The sequence below is a fragment of the Acidiluteibacter ferrifornacis genome, from assembly GCF_009909615.1.
GTDB classification, from domain to species: Bacteria; Bacteroidota; Bacteroidia; order Flavobacteriales_E; family Vicingaceae; genus Acidiluteibacter; species Acidiluteibacter ferrifornacis.
Window position 1 is genome coordinate 291,442 of record NZ_WWNE01000007.1, and the last position, 23,945, is coordinate 315,386.

Sequence of the window (23,945 nt, forward strand, 5' to 3'; positions counted from 1 at the left end):
ACAAAAACTAAATGATAACAACACAACCTATATTATTTTCTGATATAGAAGCTTCTTTTAGTGGATACAACCACCAAGAAATTTCAGAAGATAGAAAAGCAGTTTTACAACCACTGATCGACTTTATTCAAACGAAAGTAGAAAATAAGCAGCCAGTTAGAATCAATTTTATTTGCACCCACAACTCGCGAAGAAGTCATCTGACGCAAGTGTGGGCGCAAACGATGGCGAAAAATTATAACATCCCGGATGTGGCATGCTATTCTAGCGGGACAGAAACCACTGCCCTATTTCCAAAAGTGGCAGAAACATTAGAAAATACTGGCTTCAAAGTAAGCAGACTTTCCGATGGAGAAAACCCGATTTACAGTATAAAGTTTGCTGATAATGAATTACCGATTATCGCATTTTCGAAAAAGTTGGATAGCGAGTTTAATCCAAAAAATGGTTTCGCAGCTGTTATGACTTGTTCACAAGCTGATGGAGCTTGCCCTTTTGTTGTTGGTGCTGAAAAGCGAATTCCAATCACTTTTGAGGACCCCAAAATATTTGACAATACACCTCAACAGTCAGAAAAGTATTTAGAACGGAGTATGCAGATTGCCAACGAAATGAACTATGTATTTATGACAATAAACCAAAACTTAAAATGAAAAAGCTAAACTTTATTGACAAAAACCTAACGTTGTGGATCTTTCTAGCGATGTTAATTGGGGTGGCAATTGGTTATTTTTATCCTAACTCTGCTGACTTTATCAACTCATTTAGTTCGGGCTCTACCAACATTCCAATCGCTATTGGTTTGATTTTAATGATGTATCCACCGTTGGCAAAGGTCAATTATGCACTTTTGCCCAAAGTTTTCCAAAACGTAAAAGTTCTTTCTGTTTCCTTGCTGCTAAACTGGGTAATTGGACCCATTTTAATGTTTGCATTAGCCCTAATTTTCTTGCAAGATCACCCAGGCTATATGATTGGGCTAATTTTAATTGGACTCGCAAGATGTATTGCTATGGTTTTGGTATGGAACGACTTGGCAGAAGGAAGTCCAGAATATGGAGCAGGGTTGGTCGCATTAAACAGTATTTTTCAAGTATTTGCATATTCATTTTACGCTTGGTTGTTCATCACAGTGCTTCCACCCTATTTCGGATTTGAAGGCGCTTTGGTTGACATTTCAATCCGCACCATTGCCGAAAGTGTAGCGATCTATTTAGGTCTACCATTTCTGATGGGACTTTTGAGTCGATTGATATTGGTGAAATTAAAAGGTGAAGAATGGTATACTAACCGATTCATTCCATTTATTTCTCCATTGACTTTAATTGCGTTATTGTTCACCATTATCGTAATGTTTTCATTGAAAGGAGAATTGATCGTCCAAATTCCTTTTGATGTATTATTGATTGCTGTTCCACTGATGATTTACTTCATCATCATGTTCTTAATTGGATTTTTTGTCAGTAAAGCGACTGGAGCAACCTACGATAAAAATGCAGCCATTTCATTTACTGCAGCCGGCAATAATTTCGAATTGGCCATTGCAGTCGCCATAGCCGTTTTCGGACTTAACTCCGATCAAGCTTTTGTTGGTGTGATAGGACCTTTAGTAGAAGTTCCGGCGTTGATACTGCTGGTGAGAGTAGCGTTTTGGTTGAGGAAGAAATATTATTAGTTTCTCCTCCATTCATTTACTGATAGATTGTATTTTTATACGCTAATCAAACTACAGCCATAGCATGAATCAAGAAGATACACCAAGACAAGTAAATCCGATTCATTTAATTTTCGTCATTCTAGGATTTATCTGTTTGGGATACTTGGCTATTGAATACTTCAATTCTCCAAAAGAAGATTTAAATACTACTACACAAGCACCTGACTCATCTGATTCTTTTGAAAACGATTCTATCTATGACAAAGCTGACCTGATGCCTGAATTTAAAGATGGTAAATTAAGTTTGTCCAAATATGTCGGATCTCATGTAGTTTATCCTCCTGAAGCAATAGACAAAGACATTACAGGTCGAGTGTTTGTGACTTTCGTAGTTAACAAAAATGGAAAAGTTGGAAGTGTAGAATTACTGAAAGGCGTACATCCTTTGCTAGATGAAGCTGCTTTAGAATGCGTTAGAAACTTACCTCGTTTTTATGCTGGCGAACAAAACGGAGAAAAAGTAAGGGTTCGAATAAACATCCCGATTAACTTTACGTTGAAGTAAAAAGCATTAAAAAAGAATTCTTTTTCATATTGCTTCGAATAATATAAGCTAACCGGACTTCTACCGTAAAACCCTCCAAGGGTTAATACACGCAGACTACTAACCCTTGGAGGGTTAGCAAAACTTACTCGTCAATATCTAAAATATCGGAGATAGCATTCTCATCTACTAAACGCTGATTATGAACTTCTATAAAATTAGCCTTGTCACCAAACAATTCTACTACTTCATTCGTCCTTATTAATGTCTTTTTATTTGATTGTATAGTGTGATAAGATGAATGAGAATATTCCTGAAAATCACCAACGACTCCGTGACTTTCAGGGTTTAAATGAACATAAATAATTACTTGAGTTAGATATCTGTTTGTCGCAATTTCTTTTCGCTTAAAATTTTGAGAAAAAAGGCTTCCATTTCTACTATAGCGTTTATTGATTGCCTGAGTATATGAATTGAAATAATGACTAAATTGAAGACTTATAAGTTTGCTAACTAATTGTTTTGGAACATTATTAAACTTCAATTTTGCTCGTTCTATCTTCTCAGCAAAAAAGAAACTCAATTCCTGATCAGACTTAATTTGTAAAACAAAATGAAAATGATTTGGGATAAGACAGTCAGCATACACATGAGCAATTGGAGAAATATACTTTTGGAATAGACTCAAAAAGTATCTATAGTTTTCTTCATCCTTAAATAATAGCTCCTTATTATTGGTTCTGTTATAGATATGGTAGAACTTATCTGATTACATTGCTTTTGCTTTAACAACCCTCCAAGGTTAAGTCCATCTAGAGCTCCAAGGTTTTGGAAACCTTGGAGCTCTGGGTTTAACTAATCGCTTTTCTAATCTTGATTAGCTTCTCCAACATCGTTTCTAAATTATCTAAGTGCAACATATTTGCTCCATCAGATTTTGCTTCAGCGGGGTTATGGTGTGTTTCTAAAAACAATCCATCGGCACCAACTGCAATACCCGCTTTGGCAATGGTTGTAATCAACTCTGGCTTTCCTCCTGTTACTCCACTCGTTTGGTTCGGTTGCTGCAAACTGTGCGTAATGTCTAAAATCACAGGCACATCGAATGCTTGCATAGTTGGAATTCCTCTAAAATCTACAATCATGTCTTGGTAGCCAAACATGGTACCTCGGTCAGTGATCCAAACTTTATCGTTTCCAGACTCTTTTACTTTATTGACTGCAAAAATCATCGATTCAGGTGCTAAAAACTGTCCTTTTTTGATATTGATTACTTTGCCTGTTTTGGCTGCAGCTACCAACAAATCCGTTTGACGACATAAAAAAGCAGGAATTTGTAATACATCTACATACTGAGCAGCGATTGCCGCTTCTTCAGCAGAATGAATATCTGTAACCACAGGCACATCAAACTTTTGTCCTACTTTTTGTAGAATTTTCAACGCCTTCTCATCGCCAATTCCAGTAAAACTATCTAATCGAGATCGATTTGCCTTTCGGTAAGATCCTTTGAAAATAAATGGAATTTCTAATCGATTGGTAATCTCAAAAATCCGTTCGGCAATATTCAAGGCCATTTCTTCTCCTTCTATGGCGCAAGGTCCTGCCATTAAAAAGAAATTTCCACTCTTAGTATGTTTGATATTTTTTAAATGTTCGATCATCGTTCTGCTATTTTGAGCAACAAAAGTACACCTTTCGATTAACATTTTTTTAATCCTACTTTCATTGCCTAAAGCTTAAAAAATGGAGTAAATTTGCGGCATGGCACCAAAAACTAAACTCCCATTTATTATCAAAGTTCTACGTTTTTATTTCAATACGTTAGGCAAAATCACTCCTGCACTTTCCTCCAAGTTATTGATTAAACTGTTCTCCACACCTCAAACAAAAAAGGTGAGACAAAGAGAGAAAGTAGTTTTAAAAGGTGCTTTGCATAAAAGGGTAACAATAGAAGGGCACGACATTCAAGTGCATGAATGGGGACAAGGAGAAAAGATCGCCTACCTTTTACATGGTTGGGAAGGAAATGGTGGAAGTATGGGTGCATTTGTTAGTCCACTTTCACAAATGGGCTATAAAGTCATTACGTTTGATGGTCCTGCGCATGGAAAAAGCAGTGGAAAAACGGCTAATATATTATTGTTCTCTCAAGTATTCAAAGGCATTGTCGATCAATATGGCCCTGCTGAAATCATCATTTCTCATTCTTTCGGAACAAGTGTAATGCTATATAGTGCTGTTAAACATGGCATTCAGCCTAAAGCTGCGGCTTTATTGAGCGGAAACGATAAAGTGGAAGATATTTTCCATGAGTTTGCACAATTAATGAATCTCGACCAAACACAAGAGAACAGATTGTTCGACACCATTAAATCGGATTTCAATATAGACGCTAGAGAACTAATTATGAGTGAGTATGCTAAAAAATCAGGCATACAGAAAGCGCTTTTGATCCACGATAAAAATGATCGTATTATACCATACAGCAACACTGAAGCATTGGCTAAAAATTGGCCGGCAGCGACAGTTTTACCTGTTGAAAACACAGGTCATTATAAGATGTTGTGGGCTCCAGCTGTTATCAACCCGACAATTGCATTTTTTAAAGCACTAGACTAAGGTTCAATTAACATCGATTAACGCTTCCTTTTGATTAAAATCAATAGTTTTACGATTCTTTTTTACCACCTAGAATTGTAACTATTATGAAATATCGCTCTCTCTTTTCACTGACTATTGTATTGATGATTATCGGATTTAGCAGTATTGCCCAGTCCAATATTTATTCTTCTTCAAAGATTCAGTTGGAATTGAAGAAACTGAACTTTTTAGGCAATGCCTTGTATTTGGCGGCTCACCCTGATGATGAAAATACACGTTTAATCACTTGGTTGGACAATGAAAAATTGGCTCGAACTGCTTATTTGTCATTGACAAGAGGAGATGGTGGACAAAATCTAATTGGTACAGAGAAAGGTGCCGCCATGGGTTTACTAAGAACTCAAGAATTAATAGAAGCTCGAAAAATTGACGGTGGAGAGCAGTTTTTTAGCCGTGCAGTGGATTTCGGTTATTCTAAAACTGCCAAAGAAACTTTTGAAATTTGGGAAAAAGATAAAATTCTAGCGGATGCCGTTTGGGTGATTCGAAAATTCAAGCCTGATGTAATTGTTACTCGATTTCCACCAGACGAGCGAGCTGGTCACGGACATCACACCGCTTCTGCGATGATTGCCATTGAAGCATTCAAATTAGCTGCCGACGAAAATGCCTATCCGGAGCAACTAAAATTGGTAGACACTTGGCAAGTAAAACGGTTGTACTGGAATGCTTCCAACTGGTGGAACAAAGGTATTGCTGAAGAAGCTGCAGGAAATGACAAATACTTTGTAGTGGATGCCGGTGGTTACAGCCCTTTATTGGGAGAATCAAATGGAGAAATTGCTGCAAAAAGTAGAAGTTCACACAGAAGTCAAGGTTTTGGAGCAGCAATGCAGCGTGGAGAAAACTTAGAATATTTATATCACTTAGAAGGAGAAAAAGCAACCAATGATTTATTTGATGGTGTTCATACTTCTTGGAAAACCATTAAAGGTGGCGATAAAATTCAGGCTCAAATTGATGCCATTATTGCGAATTTCAAACCCAACCAACCTCAACAATCCATTGCAGGATTGGTGAAATTGTACAATACCATTAAAGCGAATAAAAACTTAACTCCTCATGCCACTCAGAAATTAGCAGACATTCAGGACATCATCAAAACCTGTTCTGGTGTATTTGTAGAAGCTATAGCAGAAGATTTTAGTGGAACCGAAAATAGCGAAGTGAAAGTTTCTGCACAATTGATCAACAGAAATGGAGCAGCTGTCAAAGCAACATTTTCAAATGTTGAAGGCCAAATTGAATTGCCGAAAAATCAGTTAATCGAGAAGGATTTTACCATCAAAGCTCCTTCAGAAATTTCTCAGCCATATTGGTTGACATCTCCTTACTTCGGTGTATTTGGAGTAGATCAGCAAGAACTGATCGGGTTGCCTGAAAGTCCAGCTGCTGTGAATTTAGATTATCAATTGACCTTTGACGGAACGACTTTCACCTACTCTACTCCCCTACTTTATAAGTGGACAGACAGAGTGGAAGGAGAAATCTATCGACGATTTATAGTGACTCCTAAAGCAACGGGAGAATTTTCAAGCAATGTTCTATTATTTGCCGATGAGCAACCCAAAGAGGTGAGCTTGATTATCAAAGCACATGAAAACTATACCACTGGAAAAGCAACTTTAACGATTCCTAAAGGTTGGGAAACAACGGCTTCTCAGTTTGATTACAACATCGCTGAAAAAGGACAAAAGCAGGTATTTAAATTCATCGTTACTCCTCCCAAAGGTGGAAGTATTGGCGATCTTTCAATCCAACTATCAGATGGTTCTGAAATGAAGTCTGAGCAATTGATTAAATACAATCACATTGAATATCAAACGCTTTTTGACCCTTTAGTTGCGAAAGTTGTGAAGGTCGACTTTAAAAGAGCTGGCGATAGAATCGGATACATAATGGGTAGTGGAGACGAAGTTCCAAACAATTTAAAAGAGGTTGGATATACTGTTGAACTAATCGAAGCTGACAATTTAAACGCTGTCGATTTATCCGTTTTTGACGCTATAATTGTTGGAATTAGAGCCTACAACACTACGGAATCGTTGAAAAATGGCAATTTATTTTTGAATGATTATGTAAAAAATGGCGGAAATGTAATCGTGCAATACAACACCAATAGAGGTTTGGTGACTGAAGATATAGGACCATACAAATTTCAAATTTCTCGAGAGCGTGTGACGAAAGAAGAAGCTGAAGTAACTTTCATCGATCCTAAGGCGGAAGTGCTTAACTTTCCAAATAAACTGACTAAAGCAGATTTTGATGGTTGGGTGCAAGAAAGAGGGTTGTATTTTGCAGACGAATGGGACGAGAATTTCACCCCAATTTTGTCATGGAATGATCCTGACGAAGATGCTCTTGAAGGTGGATTAATCGTTGCGAAATATGGCGAAGGTCATTTTGTATACACCGGAATCTCGTTCTTCAGACAGTTGCCTGCAGCAGTGCCAGGTGCTTACCGTTTGATGTCGAATATTATTGGATTAGGAAAAAAGTAAACCATGGAAAAACAACCAGAGATTTTAGAAGAAGGCCCTCCATTTTTCAGTAATTGGAATAAGCTGTATGTGTTTATTATTTGCTTTCAATTGGCGTTGATTGCGTTTTTTACGTGGATGACTTTGAGTTACGCTTAAATGGGTTAAAGTATCAATTTAGCAATGTATTTGCTTACCCTTCATTTCGACGCAGCTCAATGTTAACTCAAAAAGCTCAGGATGACAAAGGCATTCGTGTATTTGATAAAACTAATTTAAGAGTTTAAGTTTTAACTAAAATCAATTTTTCTCAACAAACGAAATGTCAATCTTAATTTGTCAGGCTGAGCGGTGAAGTTCACACTGAGCTTAGCTGAAGTGAAGCCTTAGACAAACATAACCACAATCCCAACAACAGCAATCAGTAATAAATACAAATACTTATTGCCAAAGTTAAGCGTCCACCCCATGAATGGTTGATATTTTGGAACCATCAATCTTGGGTCTGATGCATTGACATAAAATGGCCCTTTCCAATTTTTAGGACCTTGGTGAGTGCGTTCTCGCATTTCCTTTTTGATGTCTTTGCTCATGAATCTAGTAGTCTTGAATTAACACATCAGTTGGAATGTGAAGCGTCGTATTTAATTTTCGAATCATATCAATTGTAAGCTTTCTTTTTCTATTCAAAATCTCACTTACTCGACTTTTAAAACCAACAATTTCAGCTAAATCCTTTTGCTTCATTCCCATTTGCTCCATTCTAAATTTTATAGCTTCTATAGGGTCGGGAAGATCAATTGGATAAGTCTCATTTTCATACTTGTCAATTAGTATCGATAAAATTTCTAATTCATCGCCCTCGTCTGTCCCTTTCTTTGAATCAAAAATAACCTCTAATCGCTCCAATGCCTCTTGATAATCTTGTTCGTTTCTTATTGGTGTAATTTTCATCTTAAATTTCGTTAGCGTTAATTTTATCGTATTCTGCATGAGTCCCAATAAATCTTATCCAAGATATTTGAAACTCAAAATTGAACTTAACAATCAGACGATAATTATTTCCCTTGATATTGAATACAATCCTGTTGTCTTTTAAAATACTAGCAGTTGGATACTCGTATTTTAAATCATTAATATTCTTCCATTCTGCTTTCTCAGTTTCTCTAAACCAAGCTTTAAGCTGTTGTTCACTATCAGCATGTTTTAGCCAGAATTCTCTCAGAATTTTCTTGGAAATTACCCTCACCTAAAATCAATTTACTACAAATATAACAAAAGTTACCGAATTGGGAATTTATTCCATTATCAATCTACTCACAAAACTTCTTTATCGCTTCGTCAATATCTTGCCAATAGATTTCATGAAAATATTCTACATAATTGTCGGAGCTTTTACTGCCTTTTGCCAATAATGTTTTAGCGGTATTTAATAGAATACAGGCAAAATCGATTTGTCCCATTTCTGCCAACAACAACCCTTTAAAATAGAATGCTTCTGTGCAGGAAGGTGCATAAAGTATCGCTTTGTCATAAGCAGCTAGCGCTTCTTCTTTTCGGTTGAGCTGAGCTAAACTTCTACCTTTTTGGACAAATGTATAAACATCAACAAAGTCCTCTCCGTGAGTATTTCCAAGATGAGAAATGTAGGTATCGAACTCGGAATTGGCTTTTTCATAGTGCATTAACTGAAAGTGAGCCAACCCTTTTAAATAGTGAATATCTTCTCCCATTGGAGCGTCATTAAAATCAGGTGTATATGAATCGTGTAATTCTAATATCTCTAATGCTTTCTCATAATCTCGGTAGTAATACAACAGCAACCAACCATAATATCGGGAGACTGTTTCTGGGTCTAACTTCATACCTTCTTCTAATAATTCTATCGCTTGACGATAATTGCCGTTTTTGGTATTCTGAACTGAAAGCCCTCTTAATTGGTCTCCAGTAATGGAATCCATTTTAGAAATCCCCAATTGAATCAATTCATTTCCGATTTCATTCCTGCCATAATAAATGGCGCGGTACCCTAAATTGGCGAGCGCTGAACCATCGTTCACAGGAAAACTATCTACATACGAAAGTACCGTATCTAAATAATCTTTAGTTTCTTGACTTAGCATTTCATCGTCTGTTTCATGGCTTTTACATCCAAAAATCAAACTCAACAATAACGCTACAGTTAAACTATAATTTCTCATGGCTATTTATTTAGGTAAGATTTCTGTGAGAACTCCGTTGACAATTCTAAAGGAATAAAATTTATGACTGTTGACAATCAATCCATTCTCATCCTTTCCTAAATTCCAGTCTTTTAATTCTTTCGTTTTCGACATGAAATAATCGGTGATAGCTGTATCCATTTCTGTTAATCTATAATTCAAATCGCACTGTTGAAGTCGATAATCACCAACTTCTCCTTTACAGTTGATCTTAAATTGAATAGCAATTAATCCTGAATTGGACGAAAGCTTTTTGAATTTCGCTTCTGGATAATCCGCCCTGAAATGCTTTTTGATGTCATAAAAATTGAGGGTATTCGTAATGTCAGGATGATAGTAGGGCATTGTTCTTACACCATCACACAATTTAAACTGGTCTTGTGCTGTTGCCGCATTTTGAAAATAGAATAGATATAAAAAGGAAATAAATAACAATCGTTTCATGAACTAGCTAAATTAATTTGAAACAAATAAAACCAACTAATTTGAAACTTATTGTGAATGAAGGTTAAACCATAATTTAATCGCAAAATTCACAAAGATTTACACAATGGGCGCTAAGACAATATTGATTCTAACTACCAATCTCACAAAAAATCATTGCTATATTTTCCTATTGAAAAATTTCTACATAAAACAATTGCTACATTATAACTTTCCCTTGGGCCTTTGTCTCCTCTTCAGGTAGAATATCACAATTGTCCCAGATTCCAGTCAACAATGTTTTGGCATAAGAAGCTGGCAATCCCTTTTCGGTCATTAATTGATTCGCTAATAAATGGTCGTATGAGAAGTGATGATGCTCTACTTTTAACTCTCCTTCATTTGATGACAAAATCGCATACCAAACATCGGTTTGTCCATCGTTGGCTGGCATTCCTATTACGCCTGGGTTTATCCACAAGAATCCGTCTTTTTTATCTTGGAAAGGCAATCCACAGTGCCCTCCAATAATAACATCAGCTTTTGTCAATTCAAATTCTTTTTGCTTCACTTTCCATGGAGTAGACTTAAACACGAATTGAGAAACATGGCTTTTAGAACCGTGCACAACAGCTACTTTTTTACCGGCAAAATCAAATTCTAAAAAATCGGGCATTTGCTCTAACCAAGCGACCGATTCAGTACTGACATTCTGCTGAGCATATGGATACCACTGTCGTGAAAAAATATCGCAGCGGGTTCCGTCTTCAAAGTCGCAACCGCAATCCTCTTGGCCTTCTCGCAGCTGTTGTTCTACATTCCCTGTGATGGAATGGATTCCCCAGTCTTTGATAAAATTCAAGGATTCCTCCGGCTGCGCGCAATAACCGACAATGTCGCCATTGCAAATAATTCGACCTGGCGTAAATCCTTTTGCTACAGCAATTTCTTTCATTTTTTCAAGTGCTTGCAAGTTGCTATACACTCCACCGAACAATAAAATAGCGTTTCCTGAAATTGAAATGGATTGGGTTTTACTCATGATTTTTTGAAAATAGAATGGGTAACTTTTTTATATTCCAATTGACTTTAGTGTTTTTTCCTTTTACTTTACTTTTTGGTGAGCAAAAAGTAAAACAAAAAGCTCAGCCTTTAGAAAAATGAATGAAAATTCTTGAATTCCCTAAGTTCAGCCGGATGATCTTCTTGGTCCACCTTCGAAGCTTTCCGGTTTCTCTATGGAAATTCTTCGAATTTTAATCCATTTTTCTAAGTGACAGTCTTAAAACTCTAAATTACAATTCAAATATCCAAAACTCAAATACACTGTTAAACTATTAATAATTAATACAATTTGCTTTAACATTAACACTATTTACTCATGCTTTTTTGAAAATAGAATGGGTAACAAATATAATCCCAAACAAATCAAACTACCCCATAAATTGGCTCCTAGTAAGGCTGCATATTTTCCACTTCCGATGGCTAAATTATTTGGTAATAAATCAAAAGCAAATAAGGTTCCGATTACAATTCCGCCAAGAACAGATAGGAAGAATGAAAGCCTAGGCGCTTTGACTTTCCACAAAATAAATACTGGCGCTAGACCTATTACCATGGTTCCTGATATCGTTGTTGCTGATAAAATCTCTGGACCTAAAAAGATGGGAATAGTTCCCAAAACGGTTAATCCAATCATGGCCAAACGACCTTTACTTAAACTGATATTGATGGTTTTTCCAAAGTTCAAATCCACTGCAATTAACTTCGAAAAAGAGGCAAAAGCAGAGTCCAATGTTGAAGAAGCTGAAGTAATCATGATGAAATTCATCAACAGCATCATTCCGACTCCAAAGGTTTTACTAACCTCAACAGCTGCTTGCCCTTCGAGTCCATTTTGCTGCGCATAGATCCCAATCCACGAAAATAGAATGATGCAAATTCCGCCAATAAAGGTCGCAGCGATAAAACTTTTCAAAGCCACTTTTGGAGCAGCAATAAACGCCCGATCTGTCATTACAGGATCGTGAAAAGGATAACTGAATACTTGCAGCAAAGCCACCAATAATAAGTCGACTCCGCCTGCTAACGTCCATTCGCCTGAACCAATGGTTTCGGTAACGGTAGCTTCAGAACTCGGCAACAAAATGCCTAAAATTACAAACAACAATAAACCAAAAAGTACCATTTGCACCATGTCCGTTATCAGCGAACTCCGAAGGCCTCCTTTTAGTGCGTATGCCAATGTCAATAACGTAAAAACGATAATTGCCGTAAAATAAACCGACGTTCCTTTGTCGCCAAAATAGGTTCCTATCACCATCGTATTCGACCATACTTCGTTGAACATTCGAAAGGCAATCAACAAAGAAAAAAGCCGAATGGCATTGCTCCCAAAACGACTGCGGAGAAACTGGTGAATGCTCTCAAAACCACCGTTTACCCGCATGTAGTAAATGACAAAACCTGCCACTATAAAAGACAAATAATAAGTGGCATAAGCGACTCCACCGACCATTCCAAACTCCATCCCTAAATTGGCTGCATTGGTTATGGACTTGGCAAAAATCCAAGAAATCACCAAACTAGAAGTCAATAGCCAAAAGCCAGGCAGTTTCCCATTGGCCGAAGAAGCTCGGAAAAAAATTTCCTTGCTCTTCGCTAACGGAGAGATGAAAAAGAGGATCAAGCCAAACAAAATGACTAAAATCCACTGATAAATTAAGAGATCACTCATGTATTAATTGGCGTCCCACCATGTTTTTACATTTACACTATTCCCGTTGGTTGAAGCTGCCGCTGTATTGTAATTAGCGCTATTCAAGGTTTGTTCTCCACTAGGGTAAGGCATCCTTACGGGAATTAAATTATTATTCAAACTCGCAGCTACCGTTTTTAATCTAGGAAAACCTGTTCTTCTGAATTCTATCCAGTTTTCATAGCCATTGATGGTATTGGCGATCCATTTTTGCGTAACAATCTGCTCCAAAGGATCAGCTCCGAAAGCACCAAAAGCAGCGGAATCAGTCGTCAAATACGAAGCAGGCAAAGTAGTATTCCAATATTCAAAAGCTTGACGAACGCCTGCTTCATACAATCCTTGTGCATTTCCTCCGATCAATCCTTTTTGCGCTGCTTCCGCCAATAGAAAAGTAGTTTCCCAAGCGGTCATAAAGTTCGCATCCAACACTCCTGTATTTTCTCTAAAAATGGTTCCAGGCAATGAATAGTCTGCTACCGAAATGGTATTCGAAAGGTCGGGGCCATTTAAAATTCCAACATAAGGAGTCGTACCTGAAGTGTCGCCAAAACGGGGTCTAAAAAGCACTTCTATCCGTGGATCATTTAGACTCTTCAAAATTTCTTCGCTCGTCAGCGACATCACATATTGATTAAAATCACCTGAACGCAAAGTCGCCATCCTAAAGTTGTTCGGTGGACCTGATGTAAAATCATAAGTCGCATTTTCTACATTGAATTGAATGTAATTTCCCGCGGCAAAAATGGTTTGCAATTCTGTTGCTACATTTACTCTATCTGAAATGCGCATCAAGAATTTAATCTTTAAAGAATTGGCAAACTTCGTCCAAGAAGCTAAATCGCCACTAAACAAAATATCTCCTTCCAATCGAGCCGCTCCTGAATAGTTATCTATCGCTGCAATTCCTTGATCTAATAAATCCAAAATTCCACCATCGGCAGTATAAATGGCTTCTTGGCTGTCGTACTTTGGAGTGGTGTTTCCTGACTTTCCATTCAGTGCTTCAAAAAATGGAACATCTCCATAAATATCTGTCAACGCAGCTCCCATGTATGCCTTTAGTATCAAAGCAGGCCCTTCATACACTTTGAATGCGGAACTTTCTGAAGCCTTTTGTAAAATGATTTGATTGTCACGCAAATTCGTGTACAACACCGGCCAGGGATTGCCGCCCAATTGTGGCGAACTTAAATTGTGTCGATCGAATAAATTGAAATCAATCATCGACAAATTCTGTCCCAATAAATTTCCCGCCACAAATCCTTCATAGCTCATTTCTTCGCCATAATTATAGATGACCTGACGCAACAACAAACTGGGTTGTGCATCAATTGGCGCATTGGGATTGGTATTAATTTCTTCAAAATCTTTGGTGCAAGCGAATAGCATCAAAACACTAAACGCAGCAATTATATAGTTTATCTTTTTCATGTTTTTCGCTTAAAAATTAAACCCTATTTTCACTCCAATGCTTCTAGAAGTGGCATAAGACATGTCCTCTACTCCACTTAAAAATTGATTTCCTTGGACAGCCAACTGCTCAGGATCAAAGTGTGGAATTTCACTGAAAGCATATAAATTTCTACCAAAAAGTGCTACTCTTAAATTTCTACCTTCTTGTAACAACCCTTTGTTTCCTTTGGTATCGAAAGTATAACCAATCGTCACTTCACGAATTTTTAAATAAGAAGCATCATAAGTATTGTTCTCTTCATGATTCCGATCGTAGTATTGGATGTAATAATTTTCAGCAGAAATGGCTGTGGTATTTTTCTCATAAACAGGATTTGCATCCGTGCCCACATTTACAACTCCATCCACTACTATTCCGTCAACTGGCCTGTCTTCCGTTTCTTTCAACTGACCGGCAACACCAGCCAACGCAAGTGTTCTAGATACAATTATTCCACCTTGTCGCCAGTCCAATAAAATACTCGCGTCCCAATTTTTGTATTGGAATTGATTACTTATCCCTAAAATAAAATCAGGATTCGAATTTCCTAACTTTTTCAATGTATTATCAACGATAAAATTTCCGTTGTTGTCTACTATAAAATCTCCTTCTGAAGTCTTTTTATAGCCCGTTCCGTAGATGTCGCCAATTCTTCCACCCTCTTCTACCTGAAACCAAACTCGCTGATTGATATTATCATACACACTTGAATATCCTAACGTTAATCGACCATCATCTTGCGGCAAATTTTCAACTGTTGATACATTTTTACTGAAGTTGAAATTAGTTCTCCATTCAAAATTCTCTTTTCTAATCACGGTTAATCCTAACATTATTTCCACACCTTTTGAGCGAACTTCACCTCCGTTCACCACTTCTTGGTTGTAACCTGAAGTAATGGAAACTGGCAAGGATATAATTTGATTTTCAGTCAACGCATTGTAGTAGGTCGCATCCAATCGAACACGATTATTAAAGAAACTCAAGTCCGCACCTACTTCATAAGAGGTCGTTTGCTCAGGTTTCAAATTAGAGTTGGCAATGGTAGCTTGATCACTTAAAGTGGGCAATCCACCATAACTCACTTGCGGTAAAAATGTTCCTTCCGTTTGGTATGGATCTGTATCGTTTCCTACTTGCGCCACATTCGCTCTCACCTTCAAAAATGAAATTTGTTTGGGCATTTCGATCAAATTGGAAACCACAAAACTTGCAGCCACCGAAGGATAGAAGAAGGAAGTATTGGCTATAGAGTTGACCGTTGCCAACGCACTCGACCAATCGTTTCTAGCAGAAAAATCTAAGTACAAATAATCTTTATATCCAAACTTTGCTACCCCATAGACACTATTGATTCGTTTGGTATTGTCCGCCTGAAACACTTGAATAGGCGCAGCAGCATTGGTTAAACTATAAATTCCGGGCTGGGCCAATTTGGTCGATTGAGTTTGGGTGGTCGTCGCTTGCTGATCCATCCGGTTGGCTCCCGCTGAGAAGTCGGTTGAAATATTCTTGAACTTTCGTTGATAATTCACTAACAAATCTGAATTCATTTCTCTAAAACCCACTTGGTGTTCTGCATATGCTCCTTGCAAAAAGCGATTGGTGCTGTATGCTCTTTTAAACTTTCTCAGTTCCGCTGAATAATCCAATCCAGATCGAACAGCAACACTTAAATATTCATCCACTTGATAAGTGGCACTCAAATTTCCAAACAATCGATTTCGATTAAAAGAATTGGTATTTTCTTTCAGAATAAAGTAAGGATTATCGAAATAGGTATAGTTGAAAGAATACTGCTGTACATCCTCCAAGCCTGGCTGCCAATAATCTTTCAGCGCATCTATGTTCAACGATCGTGGTCCCCATGCAACCAATGAATAATTCACATTTTCAGAGCCATAACCATTCGAAGGTCGGTTGTCGCTCGATGAATTCACATAATTAATGGAAGTGTTTACTTTCATTCGATCTGTTACATTTAAGCCCATTCTTGCGGCCAACGTTTTCCGATCTAAATTCACACCGGGGATAATGGATTTACTTCTCAAATCGGTATACGACAAACGCATATTCCCTTTATCAAAGGATTTCGAAATGGCCAAATTATTAATCGAGGTATAACCTGTTTCGTAGAAATCTTTCAAATTATTGGGATACGATTTCATCTCAGTAGGCGTAATTGGTGCCCCACCATGTACTGCCACATCTCCCCCTCTGACAACAGAGCCATCAGCCAAATAAACGGGGCTATCAAATTGAGGTGTATAAAAACCATTATCTAATCGAGGGCCATAACCGTAAGAAATATTGTCATTGATTCCGCCACCTAAACCATCGACATATTCAAACTGCCCTTGACGACCTTGTCCATAAGTATTTTGAAATTCGGGCAACTTAAATGCACGTTCTATACTGGTGGAAGAATTAAAGCTCACGCCAAATCCATCTGACTTAGAACCATCCTTGGTGGTAATCAAAATTACTCCATTTGCAGCACGTGTTCCATACAATGCAGCAGCACTTGGTCCTTTCAAAACCGATACCGATTCCACGTCGTCAGGATTCACCTCCATAGCACCGTTTCCGAAATCAATTTCTTGAAATCCTGCCGCAGCATCTGTGGTGTATGGAATGACTGTATTGTTATTGATTGGTGTTCCATCCACTACAAACAAAGGGTTATTATTAGTGAAAGAAGCTTCCCCACGAATGGTAATTTTAGATGTAGATCCTACTCCTGTAGCTCCTTGACTCACAGAAACCCCAGCTACTTTTGCCGCTAGATTGTCAACAAAATTGGGCGATTTTACCTCCGAAACCTCCTTGCTGTCTATGGTTTGAATGGCGTATCCTAAATTTTTCTTTTCGCTTTGAATGCCCAAGGCGGTAATCACCACTTCGTTTAATTCATTCGCATCTGGTGATAGACTCACCTGAATCGGATCAATCAGCGTAGAAGCCTGAACCTTTATTTCTTGAGTCGCATATCCAATAAATGAAATGATTAATGTATTGATATCTTGATTAGAAGTAATAGAAAACGCCCCATTAGCATCAGTAGAAACGCCATTAGTCGTCCCCTTTAGAATGACCGATGCTCCTGGAAGCGATTGATTGGATTTGGTATCAATGACTTTACCGCGTATTGTAAAAGACTGATCTTGTGAAAATCCGGTAACAATACAAAATAATGCCACTAGAAAAAAAGTAATTTTTCTCATGCATGAATTAGTAATAATGAATAATAAATTGGTTTAAAAAACTTGTTATATTACATCATTACTGGAGGTCCTCTCAATGAAAATTGAAAATGAGGGAAAGTAAGAAGGATACACTTTTTGAGCTCCAACAATTGGAATTGAAAAGAGGCCACAATAGATCTAGCAAAATCCAGAAAAGCGATATGCGAATGAAATGCATTTCTAAATTCTTCAGGGGTGTCCATATCGCCTTTTGGAGACAATAGCAAACAACTCTTGTTGTTCTCCTTTACAAAATCATCGAAAGAATGCAATAAGGAAGGCTGTTGCCAATCCAAATTCAAGAATTGAGATTGACTAAATGTGTCTTTATGAATGCCTATTAAATAAGTGCCTCCGTCGAGTGCCGGCCCCAACACCAAGTGGTCTTTAGAAACACATTTCGCCGCCAATAATATATCGTCGACCTCTAAAGTCGGACAATCGTTCCCAATAGCAACTACTGCGTTATACCCTAGCGAAAAGATAGACTGATATGCTTCGTAAAGCTCTAAACCAAATTCCTTCTCGCCTTCAGAATGAAATTCAAAAACAGGAAAATTTGTCTGGTTCGCTAAAGAAAGTGCTTGTTTTCGCAAGCTGCCCAACACCGTTTTTACTGCATTCGAATCTATCCGAGGAGCAATTAACCTAAGCGTAGCTTCTTGCTTCTTTGAATGATCAAAGAATAAAATAGCCGTGTTATTTATTAAGGAGTCCTTTTTCACTTCATCTAAATCGTACGACAATGTACGTAAGTTTTTGAATTTCGGATTGTCTGAAAAAAGACTTTCCAACAACTCCTAACACTAAATTAACTTGACTTGTTTTTGTTAATCTACAATTAAAATAATCGGCACATCAACTGAACACTTGAGGATGACCTTTGGATCTCAAAGCAACTTCACAAAACCAAAAAAGAAAAAAATGAAAAAGAAAATGACAAGTGTCTTGAAAATAGCCTTCCTTATTGGAGGAATAGGTTTATTCAACACTTCGATAGCACAACGAAATTTGATGCTAACGACCAAAATTGCGGCTGACACCGACGATGCCGAGGAACAAGGTGCAAATGGAACGATCCCAGGGGATATTGACATTACTAGTACCGACATTGAATTAGTCAATGATGGTTCTGATGGGGATCAATTTGTAGGGTTAAGATTTGCTTCTTTAAACCTTCCAAAAAATGCCATTATCGATTCTGCATTTATTCAGTTTACTGTTGATGAATTAGACAACGGAGCTACTTCTGTATTGATAAAGGCAGAAGATGTGGATAGTTCTTCTACATTTAGTGCAACTCCATTTAACATTTCATCTAGAACAAATACTACTGTTAGTGTAAATTGGACAAATATTCCTGCTTGGGGAACTGCTCAGGTAGCTACTTTAGATCAAAGAACTCCAGATGTTTCCATTTTGTTGAATGCAGTGATGCAGAGAGCAGGATGGAATCAAGGGAACCCAATTACATTCTTACTGACTGGAACAGGAACAAGAACTGCTGAAGCTTATAGAACTAACGGAGCTGAAGCGGCAGAGCTGATTGTTTATTATTCACTACCTCAACAAACTACTTTTTCAATTGCTTCTAGTTCTGATGATGCGGAGCAAAGTTTAGTTTCCGGGGCAATGGATATTACTAGTTCAGACATAGAAATCACCACAGAAAACGATGACCAAGCAATGGGCTTAAGGTTTACAGGAATAAATATCCCTCAAGGGTCAACAATTTTAAATGCCTACATTCAATTTCAAGTAGACGAAGTTACTACTACAGGAAATGTGGATGTTGCTATACTTGTGGAAGATGCAGTAAACCCTTCCACTTATTTAAACTCAGTGAACAATATTGCAGGAAGAACCTATAGTACAGTTGATACCATACTATGGACTAATTTAGCAGCTTGGGGAACTGTTGGTAGCAATGGAGTGGACCAAAGAACACCGAATTTAAAAGTATTAGTACAAGATAGAGTAAATCAATCAAATTGGGTTGCAGGAAACCCAATCGCCTTTGGTATGGTTCAACCTGCAGTGATCTCGATTCCTGGTTTTACAGGAAATACCGGAAAAAGAACTGCAGAGTCATTTGATGGAATTGCAGCTCCTCAGTTAATCATAGAATATTTAGCTCCTAATAGTTATGTCAATGGTAGTTTTCCGATTGCGAGAAACTCTTCATGGAAATACAACGACTCTGGATTAGACTTAGGAACTGCATGGACTGCCAACAACTACAATGATTCTTCTTGGGCTTTTGGAGATGCCATTTTGGGATATTCAAACCCAAATACAACAACAGTAGATTTCGGAACTGATCCAAACGATAAACACATCACCACCTATTTACGTCACACATTTAATGGAGCAAATACGTCACAATACGATTCTCTAATATTTGATGTATTGAGAGATGATGGAGTTGTTGTCTACATTAACGGTGTTGAAGCATTTCGCTCCAACATGCCTTCTGGTTTAATTGGATTTGACACCACTGCCTCTTCAACAGTTGGTGGAGCTGATGAAACAACTTATTATAGGTACACCGTTGATAATACTCTTCTTCCAGGCTTAAATACTATTGCAGTTGAATTACATCAAGCAGATGCAACTAGCTCAGACCTTAGCTTTGATATGGAAGTAAATGGAAAGTTACCTCCAATGGCCATCTCCAATTTTCCAATTTTAAGCGGTGATGAGTGGAACTATTTAGACAATGGTTCTGATTTAACAGGTTCTAATTGGACAGCGTTGAATTATAACGATACTTCGTGGGCATACGGTCCTTCTGCTTTAGGTTATAATAATACCAACACCAATACCGTCGTTTCTTATGGTCCTGATGCGAATAATAAATACATTACCACCTATTTCAGAAAGCGATTTAACATCACCAACCTTAATACAGTTGTAGATTCATTGATTCTAAATTTGAGAAGAGATGATGGAGCTATTGTTTATGTTAATGGTACAGAAGTTATTCGTTCAAATATGCCAGCAGGTGCTGTAAATTATAAAACAGAATCTACTTCTATCGTAAGTGGATCGGATGAAGATCTTTTCTATCCAACTATAGTTCATAAAAGTGTATTCAACCAAGGTGTAAACATTATTGCTGTTGAGCTGCACCAAAGAGATTCAAGCAGTTCTGATTTAACTTTTGATTTTGAAATACTAGAAAAAGTAAATACAAGAAAGTCCTGCTTGGGACCAAATGATACCCACATCTCCTGTTATACTTCTTTGTTGCCTTCTGGTCAAGGACCTGACTTTTATCTTCCTTCAACTCATGCTTTCCAAGTTTTGATTGAACAAGGAGATGCATACACGAATCAAACGGTTAGAAATACTGCTCCTGGCAATAATGACTTTACAGGATTTGTTCCTAGAGCAGGAAGCAGTGTTGATGGATTTGTTGCCATTAATCATGAAAACTCTCCAGGTGGAGTTTCTATTTTAGATGTAAGGTACAATGACTCCACTCGACTTTGGGTTGTAGATTCTTCTCAAGCCGTTGACTTCTACAACAACGATTTAGTAACTACTACTCGAAATTGTTCAGGTGGAATAACGCCATGGGGAACAATTATTACTTCTGAAGAGTCTACAAGTGCTGGTGACGCTAATAACGATGGTTACCAAGATGTGGGTTGGCAAATAGAAATTGATCCAATTACTAGAAAAGTAAAAGAATACGGCACTCCAGGTAAACAAGAAAAACTATGGGCGATGGGTAGAATGAGTCATGAGAATGTGGCTGTTGCCAATGATAGCATCACTGCTTATGAAGGTGAAGATGCTGGCTCTGGTTGTTTATACAAATTTGTAGCAGATTCTCCTGGTGATTTATCTACAGGATCACTTTATGCATTACAATTGACTGGAGGTCTAACAAACGGAGAGCCTAACTCACAAGTAGGTAAATGGATTAAAATACCTAACTCAACCATTGCAGATAGAAATTCAACAAGATCCTTGGCTTTAAGTCTTGGAGCTACCCCATTCAATGGGATTGAAGATGCTGAAATTGGAACAGTAGATGGAAAAATTTATTTTACTTCTAAAGGATATTCTAGAGTATACAGATTCAGTGATGACTCCGATTCTAGCATCTCTGCTTTTGAAACTTTTGTAGGAGGCCCAACTAGTTACCTAATCAATTATGGAAACGGTATAGCAGCAGAAAACTGGGGTTCAGGAAATGACAATTTATGTTTCGATAATTTAGGGAACCTTTATGTATTACAAGATGGAAGCCGAAACCACATTTGGATGGTGACTCCAAACCATACTCAAGTTTCTCCAAAAGTTGACTTATTTGCAAAGTTACCTTCAGGTTCTGAGCCATGTGGAATGACTTTTACTCCTGACAATAAATTTATGTTTGTGTCTGTTCAGCACCCGAGTGGAAGCAATAGTAGCACTTACCAAATAGATGCAAAAGGAGATACCGTAAGAATGAATGTAAGTGCAACTCTAGTAATTGCGCGTAAAGAATTCTTAGGAAACTACGCTCCTACAATGGCTGCAAGTAATTTCACATTCCCTACTGCTACTTGTGATTCAATCGATTTGAGCTTTACTAAAGGTAATGGAAATGGTAGATTGGTTGTAGCTAAAGAAGCAGCTAAAGTAGATGCATTACCACAAGACGGATTTACTTATTCTGCTGATAACACTTTAGGTAATGGTTCAGTTTTAGGTGCTAACAACTATGTTATTTATGACGGAGTTGACTCTGCAATTACCATAAAAGGACTAAAGCAAAACACCATGTATCACGTATCGGTATTTGAATATAATGAGGATCCAAACAAATTTTACAATACATCACTTGCAGCATATGACAGCTCACTGACTGCAGCGGTAAATACTGGTGCGATAGCAGGAAACTTTAATTCTTCTGTAAATGCAGTTGAAACCTATTTGGTTCCCAACACATCAGGTTCTACTTACTATTGGGAAGTGACCAATGGAACGATCACATCAGGAGCAAACACGAACAGTGTGACTGTTACTTGGGGAGCAACCATCGGTTCAGGTACTTTAAAAGTAGTTGAAACAAATGCTGCTTCTTGTATTGGAGATACTGTTAGACAAGTTGTAGCTATTGGGACTGTTGGATTACAATCATTTGATTTGAGCAATTCAATGACCATAGCTCCTAACCCTTCAAACGGTAGAACAACATTGAAATTGATTGAATCGAATGATGCATTTGATGTTGAAATTTTAGATTTAGTTGGAAAACAAGTTATTCAAGACTTCAATCAAACCGGATCTTATGAGATTGACCTTTCTTCTGAAAGAAAAGGGACTTATTTGATTCGAGTGAGAAGCCAAAACAAAGTGGGAACGAAGCTTTTCATTAAAAACTAACAATCTCCTTTAAAAATAGGAAACCGAGCAAGGTGGGGAAACTCACCTTGCTTTTGTAGTAAATAAAGTTTACAAAAATGAAACAGATAATTATCACAACAGCCATTGCAGCACTCTCTTTTAATTTGGTCGCTCAAGACAAAGATGAGCCACACTACATAAGAGACAAAGCGGGAACACACATTTACTTTTCAGTAGAAGAAGCTAATCAAACTACTGAAAAAGTGGAAGTTTTAAATTTGAGAAATAAGGAATTGGCAGTGGTTCCTGAAGGCATTAATCAATTTCAAGAATTGAAGTTTTTGAATTTGATGAAAAACCAGTTGACCGTTTTACCTGATGCTATTTTTGAGTGTACTGAACTGACCGAATTAATTTTCAGACAAAATAAATTGAAAGAATTACCTGCAGCAGTTGGTCAACTCAAAGAATTAGAAGTATTAAATGCTTCTAGAAATCAATTTACGGTTTTGCCGGAGGAAATTGGTCAACTTCAGAAAGTAAGAATTATTCATTTGGTTCAAAACGAATTAACGGTATTACCAGAATCTATGGGAAATTTAAAACAATTAAGAACATTGGAACTAGATGATAACAATCTATCCGCCCTACCAAGTTCTATAAAACGATTGAAGCAATTGAATTTACTTAATGTAGCCAACAATAAAGTTGTGAATTTTACGCCAGAAATGTGTCGCTTAAAGCGATTGGAAGATTTGAATTTAGACAATAACAAAATTCAATCGTTACCTGAAGACATCAAAAAACTTAAATCGATAAAATCACTTTCATTGAGAGATAACCAAATCTCAGTACTTCCTGAAAACATTTGCAAATTGCGTCATTTGAATTTATTGAATTTAGGAAACAATCAGTTGACATCTCTTCCTGAAAACCTTGCACAACTGAACAACCTAAAAACCTTAATACTAGTCGGAAACGAATTCTCCATTGAAGAAAAGGCAAGAATAAAACGTGCTTTACCCAATACCGATATCCGGTTCTAAATTTTTAGTCGCATCATCTATAAAAAAACTACAGAAAACTACACTCTCGTTTATGGATGGTGCGACTTTTATTTACACTGCTTCTCTCAAAGTAAAATAGGCTAAAA

At 37.4% G+C, this 23,945-nt stretch carries 20 protein-coding genes; 8 read left to right on the forward strand and 12 right to left on the reverse strand.

Going from position 1 to position 23,945, the window contains the following annotated elements:
- Positions 1–11 precede the first annotated feature (11 nt).
- From GQN54_RS10055 to GQN54_RS10065, 3 genes are all read left to right on the forward strand, one after another.
- Entirely contained in the window at positions 12–653 is a 642-nt protein-coding gene (locus GQN54_RS10055; protein ID WP_207554870.1) for an arsenate-mycothiol transferase ArsC, read from the forward strand.
- A complete protein-coding gene (gene arsB, locus GQN54_RS10060) occupies positions 650–1,675 on the forward strand; it encodes an ACR3 family arsenite efflux transporter (RefSeq protein WP_160633409.1) in 1,026 nt (341 codons plus the stop codon). Before GQN54_RS10055 ends, arsB begins: the two co-directional genes overlap by 4 nt.
- A gap of 64 nt (positions 1,676–1,739) precedes the next feature.
- Positions 1,740–2,222 (forward strand): energy transducer TonB, encoded by a 483-nt coding sequence (locus tag GQN54_RS10065; RefSeq protein ID WP_160633410.1) that lies wholly within the window; start codon positions 1,740–1,742, stop codon positions 2,220–2,222.
- A gap of 124 nt (positions 2,223–2,346) precedes the next feature.
- Here GQN54_RS10065 and GQN54_RS10070 read toward each other — a convergent pair whose 3' ends face one another.
- Positions 2,347–2,889, reverse strand: coding sequence for a transposase (locus GQN54_RS10070; RefSeq protein WP_160633411.1), 543 nt, complete (start codon positions 2,887–2,889; stop codon positions 2,347–2,349).
- A 163-nt stretch (positions 2,890–3,052) separates the two neighbouring features.
- On the reverse strand, positions 3,053–3,865 hold the full coding sequence (kdsA, locus tag GQN54_RS10075; protein WP_160633412.1) for a 3-deoxy-8-phosphooctulonate synthase: 813 nt from the start codon (positions 3,863–3,865) through the stop codon (positions 3,053–3,055).
- Between the two features lie 100 nt (positions 3,866–3,965).
- Between kdsA and GQN54_RS10080 the strand changes: the two genes are divergently transcribed.
- The 3 genes from GQN54_RS10080 (at position 3,966) to GQN54_RS15525 (ending at position 7,504) form a co-directional block, all read left to right on the forward strand.
- Positions 3,966–4,823 carry an alpha/beta fold hydrolase gene (locus tag GQN54_RS10080; RefSeq protein WP_160633413.1) on the forward strand — a complete coding sequence of 286 codons (858 nt, stop codon included), beginning with the start codon at positions 3,966–3,968 and terminating at the stop codon, positions 4,821–4,823.
- Between the two features lie 86 nt (positions 4,824–4,909).
- Positions 4,910–7,366: a PIG-L family deacetylase gene (locus GQN54_RS10085; RefSeq protein ID WP_160633414.1), complete on the forward strand. Its 2,457-nt coding sequence runs from the start codon at positions 4,910–4,912 to the stop codon at positions 7,364–7,366.
- A 3-nt stretch (positions 7,367–7,369) separates the two neighbouring features.
- Positions 7,370–7,504 (forward strand): hypothetical protein, encoded by a 135-nt coding sequence (locus GQN54_RS15525; protein WP_262885864.1) that lies wholly within the window; start codon positions 7,370–7,372, stop codon positions 7,502–7,504.
- Between the two features lie 227 nt (positions 7,505–7,731).
- Here the strand turns inward: GQN54_RS15525 and GQN54_RS10090 are convergent, their stop codons facing one another.
- The 10 genes from GQN54_RS10090 to GQN54_RS10135 form a co-directional block, all read right to left on the reverse strand.
- Positions 7,732–7,938: a hypothetical protein gene (locus GQN54_RS10090; RefSeq protein WP_207554871.1), complete on the reverse strand. Its 207-nt coding sequence runs from the start codon at positions 7,936–7,938 to the stop codon at positions 7,732–7,734.
- Positions 7,939–7,942: 4 nt separating this feature from the next.
- Positions 7,943–8,299, reverse strand: a complete 357-nt coding sequence (locus GQN54_RS10095; protein ID WP_160633415.1) for a helix-turn-helix domain-containing protein — start codon at positions 8,297–8,299, stop codon at positions 7,943–7,945.
- A gap of 1 nt (position 8,300) precedes the next feature.
- Positions 8,301–8,594, reverse strand: a complete 294-nt coding sequence (locus tag GQN54_RS10100; RefSeq protein WP_160633416.1) for a type II toxin-antitoxin system HigB family toxin — start codon at positions 8,592–8,594, stop codon at positions 8,301–8,303.
- 64 nt (positions 8,595–8,658) lie between these two features.
- A complete protein-coding gene (locus tag GQN54_RS10105; RefSeq protein ID WP_160633417.1) occupies positions 8,659–9,546 on the reverse strand; it encodes a tetratricopeptide repeat protein in 888 nt (295 codons plus the stop codon).
- A gap of 6 nt (positions 9,547–9,552) precedes the next feature.
- On the reverse strand, positions 9,553–10,011 hold the full coding sequence (locus GQN54_RS10110) for a hypothetical protein (RefSeq protein WP_160633418.1): 459 nt from the start codon (positions 10,009–10,011) through the stop codon (positions 9,553–9,555).
- A gap of 199 nt (positions 10,012–10,210) precedes the next feature.
- Positions 10,211–11,032 (reverse strand): metallophosphoesterase family protein, encoded by an 822-nt coding sequence (locus GQN54_RS10115; RefSeq protein WP_160633419.1) that lies wholly within the window; start codon positions 11,030–11,032, stop codon positions 10,211–10,213.
- 333 nt (positions 11,033–11,365) lie between these two features.
- On the reverse strand, positions 11,366–12,727 hold the full coding sequence (locus tag GQN54_RS10120; protein ID WP_160633420.1) for an SLC5/6 family protein: 1,362 nt from the start codon (positions 12,725–12,727) through the stop codon (positions 11,366–11,368).
- Positions 12,728–12,730: 3 nt separating this feature from the next.
- Positions 12,731–14,182: a SusD/RagB family nutrient-binding outer membrane lipoprotein gene (locus GQN54_RS10125; protein ID WP_160633421.1), complete on the reverse strand. Its 1,452-nt coding sequence runs from the start codon at positions 14,180–14,182 to the stop codon at positions 12,731–12,733.
- A 9-nt stretch (positions 14,183–14,191) separates the two neighbouring features.
- Positions 14,192–17,428, reverse strand: a complete 3,237-nt coding sequence (locus GQN54_RS10130) for a SusC/RagA family TonB-linked outer membrane protein (protein ID WP_160633422.1) — start codon at positions 17,426–17,428, stop codon at positions 14,192–14,194.
- A gap of 50 nt (positions 17,429–17,478) precedes the next feature.
- Entirely contained in the window at positions 17,479–18,195 is a 717-nt protein-coding gene (locus GQN54_RS10135) for a TIGR04282 family arsenosugar biosynthesis glycosyltransferase (RefSeq protein WP_160633423.1), read from the reverse strand.
- Positions 18,196–18,373: 178 nt separating this feature from the next.
- Here GQN54_RS10135 and GQN54_RS10140 point away from each other — a divergent pair, with 178 nt between their 5' ends.
- Positions 18,374–22,831, forward strand: a complete 4,458-nt coding sequence (locus GQN54_RS10140) for an alkaline phosphatase PhoX (protein WP_160633424.1) — start codon at positions 18,374–18,376, stop codon at positions 22,829–22,831.
- A 77-nt stretch (positions 22,832–22,908) separates the two neighbouring features.
- Positions 22,909–23,838, forward strand: coding sequence for a leucine-rich repeat domain-containing protein (locus tag GQN54_RS10145; protein ID WP_160633425.1), 930 nt, complete (start codon positions 22,909–22,911; stop codon positions 23,836–23,838).
- Positions 23,839–23,945: the final 107 nt, after the last annotated feature.